Source organism: Candidatus Foliamicus sp., assembly GCF_965221325.1.
Taxonomy (GTDB): Bacteria; Pseudomonadota; Gammaproteobacteria; order Steroidobacterales; family Foliamicaceae; genus Foliamicus.
On record NZ_OZ244880.1, the window covers coordinates 1,757,453 to 1,771,039 of the forward strand.

The following is a 13,587-nucleotide window of genomic DNA, read 5'->3' on the forward strand; positions in this document are numbered from 1 at the left end:
TCGTGGTCACTCCCCTCTCGCTGAGTGTGCCCGAGGAGTCCACCTCTCCGACCACATTCACGGTGCGTCTGCGCAGCGATCCGGGCCCGAACAATACGGCGCTGGTCAAACTCAGTGCAATCAAGAGTTCAAGCCTGGAAGACACGAACAAGGTGACGTTGAGTAGTACGGATACGTCCTTTGAGTTTAACTCGACGGGGCTTGGGTTGGACAAGTGGAAATGGTCGGACCCGCAGGAGGTGGAACTGTTCGGCGTGCAGGACAGCGATGGCAGGGACGAGCAAGCCCGGGTGTGGCTGTGGGTGGCCTCGGGCTATCCCTACAACGGCAACTTTTTCGTGAACGTGACGGTGGACGACGACGAGGGGCGTTTGCCGCCGGGCAAGCCGGGCAATTGCGCGGCGGAGCCGGGCGATGGTCAGGTGAAGCTGAGTTGGACGCCGCCGCCGGAGGAGACCGGGCGCATGGTGGACAAGTGGCAGTTGCGCCACAAGGCGGGTACGAGTTTTGGTGCGGGCGACGCCAGCCTGTGGGCGGACATCGACGGCAGCAACGCTTTGACCACCAGCCACATAGTGGGCAGTTTGAGCAACGGCACGGCCTATGTGTTCGAGTGGCGCGCGGTCAATCCGAACGGCGAGAGCGGCGGTTCACAAGACACGTGCGTGGTGCAGACCACGCCTGCGCTGCCGCCGGCGGCGCCTTCGGTGACGGCGGTTGCGGGCGGCGGGCAGGTGGAGCTGTCGTGGACGGCGGTGGACGGCGTATCGGGCTGGCAAGTGCGCCGCAAGGCGGGCACGGGTGACTATGGCGATTGGACGGACATCGCCGGCAGCGGCGCCAGCACAGCCGGTCATACGGTAACGGGTCTGACGAATGACGAGACCTATGCATTCGAGGTGCGCGCGCTGAAGGAGGCCAGCGTCACGGTCGATGGGACGGCCTCGGCAGTGACGGTAGCCGGCGCGGCCTCGGCCGAGGTGACGGCCACGCCGAAGGCCCCGGCTCTGACGCTGGTTCTGGAGCAGCTCACGGTGGACGAGGGCGGCAGCGGGACGTTCACGGTAGCGCTGTCCATTGCGCCTTCCTCGCCCGTGACGGTGAGCGTGGCGCAGGACGCCGCCACGGCCAATGCGGACGTGACGGTGGACAAGACTTCGCTGACGTTCACTAAAGGCGGCTACGCCACGGCGCAGACGGTGACGGTGAGCGCGGCGCACGACACCGACGGCGATGACGACAGCGCGGCGCTGTCGCTGACCGCCAGCGGCGGGGGTTACGGCAGCGTGACCGGCACGGTGAGCGTAACGGTGACGGACGACGACGAGCCGCCGCCGCCGCCCACGGGCCTTACGGCCACGCCGGGCGACGAACAGGTGTCTTTGAACTGGACCGATCCGTCGAACGCCAGCATCACGCAGTGGCAGGTGCGCCACAAGGCGGGCGCGAGTCTCCCCGACGATGATACGGCGGTCTGGAGCGATATCGCCAACAGCAGTGCTTCGACCACCAGCCATACGGTGATGGGCCTGGCCAACGATACCCAGTATGTGTTCGAAGTGCGTGCGGTGAACGCGGTCGGCGCGGGCGCGGCGTCGGATGATGCGCTCGCGACGCCGGTGCCGGACCCCGCTGTGGAGGTGGATACGGTGAGCCTGACGCTGACGCCAGGCAGCAGTTCGGGGACCTTTGGTGTGTCTCTGCGCGCGGAGCCGACAGGCGACGTGACGGTGACGGTGTTGAGCGATAACACGGGCTTGGCGACAGTGAGCCCAGCAAGCATTACGTTTACCCAAACGAACTACGCCACGGCGCAGACGGTGACGGTGACCGCGGGGACGGCTTCGCCCACGCTGGACGACATCGCGGCGGTTACGCTGTCGGCGGCGGGCGGCGGCTATGCCGGCGTGGACCCGGCGCATGTTTCGGTGGCGGTGCTGGTGAAGCCGCCGGCGCCGGCGAACCTGGAGGCATTGGCGGGCGACGGGCGGGTGTTGTTGCTGTGGGACTCTCTCGATCCCCTGCTGGCGATAGACCAGTGGGAGGTGCGCAGGAAGTCGGGTTCCGGGGGCTGGGGCGGCTGGACGCCGGGGACTCCGGCGGTGGCCCCCGGCGGGCGTTTGCGCCGCTGGGCGGAAGGACTGACCAACGCCACGTCCTACGAGTTCCAGGTGCGCGGGAAGCGCGGCAGCAAGAACGGGAAGAGATCCGCGAAGGTGAGCGTGACACCGGTGGCGTCGGGGATAACGCTAAGCGAGGCGAGCCTGATGATCGACGAGGGCGGCAGCCAGACTCTTGCGGTGAGTCTGACGGCAGCGCCGCCGTCGCCGGTGACGGTGACGCTGGTCAGCAACAACCCGGATGTAACGGCGGACGGGAACGTGCTGCCTTTGACGTTCACGGCAGACAACTACTTCATAGCGCAGACCGTGACGGTGAGCGCGGCGCAGGACGAGGATGGAAACGACGACATCGCGACGCTGTCGCTGAACGCCAGCGGCGGAGGTTACGGCAGCGTGACCGGCGCGGCGGACGTAACGGTAAGGGACGACGACGAGCCGCCGGATGCGCCTTTGAACTTTACGGCCACGCCGGGCGACGAACAAGTGACGCTGAGCTGGACCGCACCGCCGGGCGCCAGCATCACGAAGTGGCAGGTGCGTTACAAGGCGGGCGCGCGCTTTGACTCTGCGGACGCTGCTGCGGACGACTTGCTGTGGACGCCCATTGCCGGCAGCACGGCTTCCACCGCCGGCCACACGGTGAAGGGTCTGACCAACGGCACGGAGTATGTGTTCGAAGTGCGCGCCGTGAACGTGGTCGGCGCAGGCGCGGCTTCGGATGATAAAACGGCCACGCCGGTGGCGTCCCCCGCTGTGAAGACGGATAAGGCGGCCGTGACGCTGACGGAAGGCGGCAGTGCGGAGAGCTTTGATGTGTTTCTGCATGCGCTGCCGGCGGACACGGTGACAGTGACGGTGTCGAGCAGTGACCCGGGCGTGGCGGCGGTGAGCCCAGCGGTTCTGACGTTCACTACAGGTAACTACGGCACGGGACAGACGGTGACGGTCACCCCGGTGACGGATTCGAACAAGTTGGACGGCATTGCGGCGGTGGTGCTGTCGGCGGCGGACGGCGGCTATGACGGGGTCAACGCGAGCGTGTCGGTGGCGGTGCTGGAGAAGCCGCCGGCGCCGGCCAATCTGGAGGCGCTGGCGGGCGATGGGCAGGTGGTGCTGCGCTGGGACTCTCCGGCCTCCCTGCTGGCGATAGACCAGTGGCAGGTGCGCTGGAAGCCGGCGGATTCCCAAGACTATGGCGATTGGACGGCGGTGTATCCGGCAGTGACCGCCGGCGGGCGCTTGCGCCACACGGAGACGGGACTCACCAACGGCACGGCTTACGATTTTCAAGTGCGCGGCAGGCGCAGCAGCGGCGGCAAGAAGAACGGCAAGCCCGCGGACGTGAGCGTGACGCCGGTGGCGTCGGCGGTGACGCTAAGCGCGGCGAGCCTGACGGTGGACGAGGGCGGCAGCACGGCGTTGACGGTGTCTTTGACAGCGGCGCCGCTGTCGCCGGTGACGGTGAGCGTGGAGCAGGACACCGCCACGGCCAATGCGGACGTGACGGTGGTCCCCGGCACGCTGACGTTCACCCTAGACAACTACACCACGCCGCAGACCGTGACGGTGAGCGCGGCGCACGACGCCGATACCGATGACGGCAGCGCGGCGCTGATGCTGAGCGCCAGCGGCGGGGGCTATGACAGCGTGACCGGTTCGGTAAGCGTAACGGTGACGGACGATGACGAGCTGCCGGCGCAGCCCACGGGCTTTACGGCCACCCCGGGCGATGAGCAGGTGTTTTTGAGCTGGACCGATCCGTCGAACGCCAGCATCACGAAGTGGCAGGTGCGCTACAAGGCGGGCGCGAGTCTCCCGGACGGGGATCCGGCGGACTGGAGCGACATCGAGAACAGCGGTGCCTCCACCGTGAGCCACACGGTGAAGGGTCTGACCAACGGCACGGAGTATGTGTTCGAAGTGCGCGCCGTGAACGTGGCCGGCGCGGGCGCGGCTTCGGATGATAAAACGGCCACGCCGGTGGCGTCCCCCGCGGTGAAGACGGATAAGGCGGCCGTGACGCTGACGGAAGGCGGCAGTGCGGAGAGCTTTGATGTGTCTCTGCATGCGCTGCCGGCGGACACGGTGACAGTGACGGTGTCGAGCAGTGACCCGGGCGTGGCGGCGGTGAGCCCAGCGGTTCTGACGTTCACTACAGGCAACTACGGCACGGGACAGACGGTGACGGTCACCCCGGTGACGGATTCGAACAAGTTGGACGGCATTGCGGCGGTGGTGCTGTCGGCGGCGGACGGCGGCTATGACGGGGTGAGCGCGAGCGTGTCGGTGGCGGTGCTGGAGAAGCCGCCGGCGCCGGCCAATCTGGAGGCGCTGGCGGGCGATGGGCAAGCGGTGCTGCGCTGGGATCCCCTGTCCTCCCTGCTGGCGATAGACCAGTGGCAGGTGCGCTGGAAGCCGGCGGATTCTGAGAACTTTGGGAATTGGACGCTGGCGAATCCGGCGGTGCTCCCCGGCGGGCGTTTGAGCCACCCGGTGTCGGGGCTTACCAACGGCACGGCATACGATTTTCAGGTGCGCGGCAGGCGCAGCACCAGCAGCAGCAACAAGAACGGGAGGTCCGCGAAGGTAAGCGTGACGCCGGTGGCGTCGGCGGTGACGCTAAGCGCGGCGAGCCTGATGGTGGTCGAGGGCGGCAGCAAGACGTTGACGCTGTTTCTGACCGCGGCGCCGCTGGCGCCCGTGACGGTGACGCTTGCCAGCAACAGCACGGATGTGAGCGTGACGCCATCGCCGCTGACGTTCACCCTAGACAACTACACCACGCCGCAGACCGTGACGGTGAGCGCGGCGCACGACGCCGATAACGATGACGGCAGCGCGGCGCTGTCGCTGAGCGCCAGCGGCGGGGGCTATGACAGCGTGACCGGTTCGGTGAGCGTAACGGTGGACGACGACGACGAGACGCCGGATCCGCCTTTGGGCCTTATGGCCATAGGCGGCTACGGCCAGGCCGCTCTGAGTTGGATCGACCCGCAGGATTCCAGCATCACGAAGTGGCAGGTGCGCTCGAAGCCGACGTTGGCGCTGCCGTTTGCGGATACGGATAGCTGGAAGGACATCGACGGCAGCAATGACAAGACCACGGGCCACACTGTCGATAACCTGACCAACGGCACGGAATATACCTTTGAGGTGCGGGCGGAGAACGATGATGGAGCGGGCGCCGCATCGACAGTCACCGCCACGCCGACGGCGGTTGTGGCGCTGACGCTGGACAGCATATCGGACGCAAGCATTGCGGAGAATACGGCCTATTCCGTTTCCGCGGCGCTCACGGGCACGCCCGGTGGGCCCATCGGGGCGGTGAACTGGACGCTGGGCGGAGCGGATGCGGACGCCTTCACGCTGTCGAACGAGACCAACACCGGCGTGACGGTGACGCTGGCGCCGCAGGACTACGAGGCCCCGGTGGACACCGACGCCAACAACACATACATCTACACGCTGACCGCCACAGACGAGAAAGCCAACACGGTGACCTCCAGCGCCTTTACGGTAACGGTGACCAATGTTGACGAACCTCCCGGCAAGCCGGCCAATTTCTCCGCCACCCCAGGCGACACGAAAGTCACGCTGAGCTGGGACGATCCGTCGGATGCCACCATCACCAAGTATCAGGTGCGCTATGCGGCGGGGACGGCCGTGCCGGACACCGCCGCCTGGGCGGACATCGACGGCAGCGATAAAGGCACCACGGCCCACATTGTCAAAAACCTGACCAACGGCGCGGAATACATCTTCGAAGTGCGCGCCACCAACACCGCCGGCGACGGCCCCGCGGCCACCATCACGGCGACGCCCATACTCAACGCGCCCACATTCGGCACATCGGCCATACCCGGCCAGAGCTACACGCAGAACATGGCGGTCACGACGCTGACACTGCCGGAAGCGGCCGGCGGCGACGGCACGCTGACCTACTCCCTGAGTCCGGAGGCCCCGGACGGCCTGATCTTCGACGCTGCGGCGCGCACACTGAGCGGCACGCCGGCCGTGTCGCAGGCAGCAACGCCATACACCTACACCGCGGCCGACGGCGACGGCGACACGGCGAGCCTCACCTTCAACATCACGATTGCGGCGGACAACATGCCGAGCTTTGGCACGGAGACGATTGACGACCAGAACTACACCCGGGACACGGCAATCCCGACGCTGACATTGCCCACAGCGGCCGGCGGTGACGGCACGCTGACTTACGCTTTGGGCGCGACGCCGGCCCTGCCGGCGGGTCTGGCTTTCGACGCTGCTGCGCGCACCCTCACCGGCGTCCCGACTGCACCCCAGGCGGCGGCGGAGTACACCTACACGGCCACCGACGGCGACGGCGATGCGGCGGAGTTGACGTTCAACATCCGCGTGGCGGCGACCTTGGCCGTGGGCGGCGTGGCCGACGCCGGTCAGCCCGAAAATGCCGCCTACAGCGGCACGGCGACGATTAGTGGTACCCCGGTGGGCAACGTCACTTGGACGCTGACGGGCGCTGACGGCGGCAGCTTCACGCTGTCCAACGAGACCAACACCGGCGTGACGGTGACCCTGGCAGCGCAGGACTTCGAGTCCCCAGCGGACGCCGGCGCCAACAATGTCTACGAATACACCCTGACCGCCACCGACGGGGACAACAACACGGCCTCGGCAGATGTGGCCATCTCCATCACTAATGTTGACGAAACTATGGTGGTCTCCCCGGCCAGCCTGTCTCTGACGGAAGGCGGCAGTGCGGAAACCTTTACAGTAGCGCTGGCGGCGCCGCCGCCGGGCACTGTGACCGTGGCGGTCGGCGTATCAAGCAATGACACCGGTGCAGCAACGGTCAGCCCTGCCAGCTTGACGTTCACGGCAGGTAACTACAACACCACTCAGACCGTCACCGTGACACCGGTCGATGACGCCGATGCAGCGGATGAGACCGTTACCGTGAACCTCGACGCTTCCGGCGGCGGCTATGACACCGTCAGCGCAAGTGTGACGGTCACGGTGGACGATGACGAGACGGCGGAGTTTGTGCTGTCTGCCACGAACCTATCGATTGGCGAGGATGGCAGTGCGCAAACCTATACGGTGGCGCTGACCGCGCCTCCGCCGGACGGTGTGACGGTCACGGTGGATGTGTTAAGCGGTGACGTAGGCGCGGCGACGGTGAGTCCTGCGCAGTTAACATTCACCGTGCAGAACTACGATACCGCTCAGACCGTGACGGTGACGCCGTTGAGTGATGCGGATGCGGCGGACGAGACCGTTATGGTGAATCTGAGTGCTTCGGCCGGCGGCTATGACGGTGTGGGCGATAGCGTATCGGTAGCAGTGGACGATGACGAGACTGCGGAGTTCGTGCTGTCTGCGACGAATCTGTCGATTGAAGAGGACAGCACTGGGGGAACCAATACCTATACAGTAGCGCTGACCGCGCCGCCGCCGGAAGGTGTGACGGTCACGGTGGATGTGTTAAGCGGTGACATAGGCGCGGCGACGGTGAGTCCTGCGCAGTTAACATTCACCGCGCAGAACTACGATACCGCTCAGACCGTGACGGTGACGCCGTTGAGTGATGCGGATGCGGCGGACGAGACCGTTATGGTGAACCTGGGTGCTTCGGCCGGCGGCTATGACGGTGTGGGCGATAGTGTATCGGTAGCAGTGGACGATGACGAGACTGCGGAGTTCGTGCTGTCTGCGACGAATCTGTCGATTGAAGAGGACAGCACTGGGGGAACCAATACCTATACAGTAGCGCTGACCGCGCCGCCGCCGGAAGGTGTGACGGTCACGGTGGATGTGTTAAGCGGTGACATAGGCGCGGCGACGGTGAGCCCTGCGCAGTTAACATTCACCGCGCAGAACTACGATACCGCTCAGACCGTGACGGTGACGCCGTTGAGTGATGCGGATGCGGCGGACGAGACCCTTACGGTGAGCCTGGGTGCTGCGGGTGGCGGCTATGACGGTGTGGGCGATAGCGTATCGGTAGCAGTGGACGATGACGACCATCCGCCGACGGTGGATGATCCGATTGAGGATAAATCCGTTATCGCTGGGAGTTCAGTGACCGTGGACGTCAGCTCGGTGTTCAGCGACCCGGATGGCGACCCGTTGACGTATGAGCCGGAGTCGGACGACACGGCAACTGCGACGGTTTCGCTGGACGGCACGACGCTGACCGTAACCGGAGTGGCGGCCGGCGACGCAACAGTGACGGTGACGGCGAAGGACCCCGGCAATCTGTCGGTCTCGGATGTGTTCAGCGTGACGGTGCATCCACCGCCGCCGGGCCCGGTAACGGGCTTGAGTGCGACAGCAGGCGATGATCAGGTAACGCTGAGTTGGTCTGCACCGACGAGTGGGGGTCAGGCTTCGGCGTACGAGGTGCGGCACAAAATCACTTCTGGCGGCTCGTTTACGAACTGGTTGGATGTGGGTCTGACCTACAGCCATCCGGTGACCGGCTTGACGAACGGGACGGTTTACACCTTCGAGGTGCGGGCGACGAACAGCGGTGGCGCGGGTCCTGCCGAATCGGTGGATGCAACGCCTGTAGATTCGGATTTGACGGTAAGCGCGATTAGCCCGCCTTTGCCTTTGCTGGAAGGCGGTAGTTCGGGGAGCTTTACGGTGGCGCTGACGGCGGCGCCGACGAGCAATGTGACGCTAACGGTGTCGAGCGATGATGAGGGCGCTGTGACGGTGAGCCCTTCGACCCTGACGTTCACTGCGGACACCGCGAACACCCCCCCGGGGAACTACAGTACCGCCCAGACCGTGACGGTGACGCCAGTGGATGATGATGACGCATCGAATGAGAGCGTTAGCGTGAGTCTGGAGGCTTCGGGCGGCGGCTACGACAATGTGAGCGAGAGCGTTACGGTGACGGTGATCGAGAAGCCGGGCCCAGTTACGGGCTTGAGCGCTGTGGCGGGCGACACTAGCGTGACGCTGAATTGGTCTGCACCAACAAGCGGGGGTCCGGTTTCGGCGTATGAGGTGCGGCACAAAATCAAGTCTGGCGGCTCGTTTACGAACTGGTTGGATGTGGGTCTGACCTACAGCCATCCGGTGACCGGATTGACGAACGGGACGGTTTACACCTTCGAGGTGCGGGCGACGAACAGTGCGGGCGCGGGGCCTGCCGAACTGGTGGATGTGACGCCTGTGGATTCGGATTTGACGGTAAGCGCGATTAGCCCGCCTTTGCCTTTGCTGGAAGGCGGTAGTTCGGGGAGCTTTACGGTAGCGCTGACGGCGGCGCCGACGAGCAATGTGACGCTGACGGTGTCGAGCGATGATGAGGGCGCTGTGACGGTGAACCCTTCGACCCTGACGTTCACTGTGGACACCGCGAACACCCCGGGGAACTACGACACTGCCCAGACCGTGACGGTGACGCCGGTGGACGATGATGACGCATCGGATGAGAGCGTTAGCGTGAGTCTGGAGGCTTCGGGCGGCGGCTATGACGGTGTGAGCGAGAGCGTTACGGTGACGGTGATCGAGAAGCCGGGCCCAGTTACGGACTTGAGCGCTGTGGCGGGCGACACTAGCGTGACGCTGAATTGGTCTGCACCAACAAGCGGGGGTCCGGTTTCGGCGTATGAGGTGCGGCACAAAATCAAGTCTGGCGGCTCGTTTACGAACTGGTTGGATGTGGGTCTGACCTACAGCCATCCGGTGACCGGATTGACGAACGGGACGGTTTACACCTTCGAGGTGCGGGCGACGAACAGTGCGGGCGCGGGTCCTGCCGAATCGGTGGATGCAACGCCTGTAGATTCGGATTTGACGGTAAGCGCGATTAGCCCGCCTTTGCCTTTGCTGGAAGGCGGTAGTTCGGGGAGCTTTACGGTGGCGCTGACGGCGGCGCCGACGAGCAATGTGACGCTAACGGTGTCGAGCGATGATGAGGGCGCTGTGACGGTGAACCCTTCGACCCTGACGTTCACTGTGGACACCGCGAACACCCCGGGGAACTACGACACTGCCCAGACCGTGACGGTGACGCCGGTGGACGATGATGACGCATCGGATGAGAGCGTTAGCGTGAGTCTGGAGGCTTCGGGCGGCGGCTATGACGGTGTGAGCGAGAGCGTTACGGTGACGGTGATCGAGAAGCCGGGCCCAGTTACGGACTTGAGCGCTGTGGCGGGCGACACTAGCGTGACGCTGAATTGGTCTGCACCAACAAGCGGGGGTCCGGTTTCGGCGTATGAGGTGCGGCACAAAATCAAGTCTGGCGGCTCGTTTACGAACTGGTTGGATGTGGGTCTGACCTACAGCCATCCGGTGACCGGATTGACGAACGGGACGGTTTACACCTTCGAGGTGCGGGCGACGAACAGTGCGGGCGCGGGGCCTGCCGAACTGGTGGATGTGACGCCTGTGGATTCGGGTTTGACGGTCAGTCCAACCAGCCTGAATTTGGACGAAGGCGGTAGTTCGGGGAGCTTTACGGTGGCGCTGACGGCGGCGCCGACGAGCGATGTGACGCTGACGGTGTCGAGCGATGATGAGGGCGCTGTGACGGTGAGCCCTTCGACCCTGACGTTCACTGCGGACACCGCGAACACCCCGGGGAACTACAGTACCGCCCAGACCGTGACGGTGACGCCAGTGGATGATGATGACGCATCGGATGAGAGCGTTAGCGTGAGTCTGGAGGCTTCGGGCGGCGGTTATGAAGGTGTGACCGAGGATGTATCGGTGGCAGTTGATGATAGCGATATAGCAGACTTGTCGTGGCAAGTGCATCCGGAAGATCCAAGTTATCCAGGAGAGTTGCGAATTGTGGAACTCGAGTTCGGTGGTGGATTAATGGTAGCACTTACGGCACAGCCAACAGAAGACGTTACGATCAATCTAACCAGCGTGTATCCCCCAGGGGTGGAAACAGAAATGAATATGGTCCTTGCGCTGACTAGCTTGACCTTCACGGAGGACAATTGGAATACAGCGCAGTCAGTACAAATAAGTTGTGACATATTCAGTCCGACCGTCGGAACATGGGGTGCTCATATTTATCTGAATGCCTCTTCAGAGGATTCGGATTACGACTCTTTGGAGGTAATTGTTAACGTTATATGTATGTCACCTAATGCGACGCAGACGGCGGGGCTTCTTGGAGACGCTATTGCATCCGCTCCAGATGATTTGCTGCCCGGTGCGGGCGTTCCGGGCTTGCTGACGTTTGCGGGGCAGTCGTTGGAGGCGTTGCGTTTGCGCGAAGGCCGCGCGGTGCGTGAGGAGCTGCCCGAGGCGCAGGGCGGTGAAGGCGCATTGACCTATGCGCTGTCGCCGGAGTTGCCGGCGGGCTTGCGGTTCGATGCGGACACGCGCACGATCTCGGGTACGCCCCTGGCGCCGGTGGCCGAGACGCGCTATACGCTCACTGTCACCGAGGCTGAAGCATCAGCAGAGGCCATGCCGCAAAGCGCGTCGCTGTCGTTCCTGCTGGAGGTGGGGGCGGACACCAAGCCGGTATTCGCGCAGACCGTGGCGGACATGGCGTTTGAGCGCTACCAGGCGATCGAGCCGCGGGTGCTGCCTTTAGCCACGGGCGGCGAGGGCGAGTTGCGCTACGCGCTTGAACCCTTCTTGCCGGCGGGGCTATATCTGGACCAAGACACGCGCACGATTTCGGGAACGCCGGAAACGGTGCACGATGAGACGCTGTATCGCTGGACGGCGGTGGACAGCGACGGCGATATGGCGGTGGCGGAGTTTCGGATGACGGTAGTCTCCGAACCCAGCGTGGCAAACCGTACGGAATGGGCGCACAAGGCGATTCTGGCACCCTTGGTGCGCGGCGCCACGGACATGACACTGGATGCTATCGGAACGCGTGCGCAACAAGCACGGGCAGGCGATACGCAAGGTCTGGCCGCGCCCGGCACGGGCGAAGCACAGCTTCTGGAGCAGCATTTCACATTCGGCAGTAGGCAAGACAAGAACGCAGACCCGCAATCATCGGCGCTGGATAGTTTGCCGAGTCTCCTGCAAAGCACGGGTCCGACACTGAATACCGAGGATGCGGGCGAGGCCTTGATGCAGCGGGCGCTGGAGGGCGCATCGTTCCGGATGCACCTGGGCGGCGGCGCGGACGGTATGGGCCGGCGCTATACGCTCTGGGGTCAGGGCGGCTACCGAAGCTTGAGCGCGCAGCAGGACGGCATCGCGTTCTCGGGCGGCTTGTCCGGGCTGCACCTGGGCGCGGATACGCGCTTGAGCGATACGCTGCTGGCGGGCGTTGCGGTCTCGCATTCCTCGGCGCAGATGGATTACACGGAAACGTATCGGGGCGAAGTCCTCGAAGGCGCATATGGCTTTACGCTGTCGGGTGTACATCCGTATGCGGACTGGCAGCATACCAGCGGTCTTGGAGTGTGGCTGTCGGCCGGCGCCAGCCGTGGTGAAGTGCAGGTGTGGGACCGTGCGCTGGAAGAACAACAGGATGCGGTGCGCAATGCGCTGAGCGTGCATGCGCTGTCCGGCGGTGTGGAGCGTCCTTTGGCGCGGCGTGGTGTCTGGGGCCTGGCATTCAAGGCGGACGGTTCGGTATCGGATGTGACGGTGTCGGATGTCGGTTCTGCGGATGACCTGGCGCTGCGTGTATCGCGCTTGCGTATGTCGGTGCAGGCGGACTGGGAGTTGGGCGTGTGGTCGCCTTATGCGGAACTGGGTCTGCGCCATGACGGCGGCGCCGGCGGTTCGAGCATGGGTCTGGAGGCGGGCGGCGGCGTACGCTACTCGGGTTCTTCGGGCTGGCAGTTCGAGGGCGAGGCACGAAGCTTGGCGCTGGGTTCGGGCAGCCGCCGGGAGTGGCAGTTGCAGGCGACGCTGTCGAGACAGCCTGCGGCGGGTGCGGGTGGTTTCCGGATGCGCTTGAGTCCGGCGTATGGTCCTGCCGGGGGCATGAGCGGTGTATTGGACCGGTTGTGGTCGGACGGTATGAGCGGAAGCGTTGCTCCGGCTCTGGGTGGTCTTTTGGATGCGGGGGCTTATCAGAGCCGTCTGGACCTGGAGTTGGGTTATGGCTGGCCGGTGAACCGTGGTCTTGTGGAGTTGTATGGCGGCGGTTCGGCAATGGCGGGTGAAGGTGTGAATCCTGCGGCGTCTTCGAGTGGCCGTTTGCATGTAGGCGGGCGCTTTGAGGCGACTGCGGGCTGGCATGTGCGTTTGGAGTTGCAGTGGGACGGTTCGGCGGCGGGTGGCGCGCCATCAGCTCCTGGCGGCATGAACGGCGATGTGTTCTCAAGCGGGCTGTTTGGCGGCGCTTCAGCTTCGGCTCTTTCCGGGCTCGCAGACGAGCGCCTGGCGGATGTTGGGCCGCACACGGGCGAGACAGGCCGCTATGCGGACTCGCTGCGCTCGCTCGGTGCGGCGCCGCTGAATCCAGCCGGTCGCGGCATCGTGCTCACGATCAGCTCGCGCTCGTTGGGACGCTGACGAAAGA

1 protein-coding gene is annotated in these 13,587 nt (G+C 64.7%); it reads left to right on the forward strand.

What is annotated here, in order from left to right:
* Positions 1-2 precede the first annotated feature (2 nt).
* A complete protein-coding gene (locus ACWCOO_RS07720) occupies positions 3-13,580 on the forward strand; it encodes a fibronectin type III domain-containing protein (RefSeq protein ID WP_446830420.1) in 13,578 nt (4,525 codons plus the stop codon).
* Positions 13,581-13,587 lie beyond the last annotated feature (7 nt).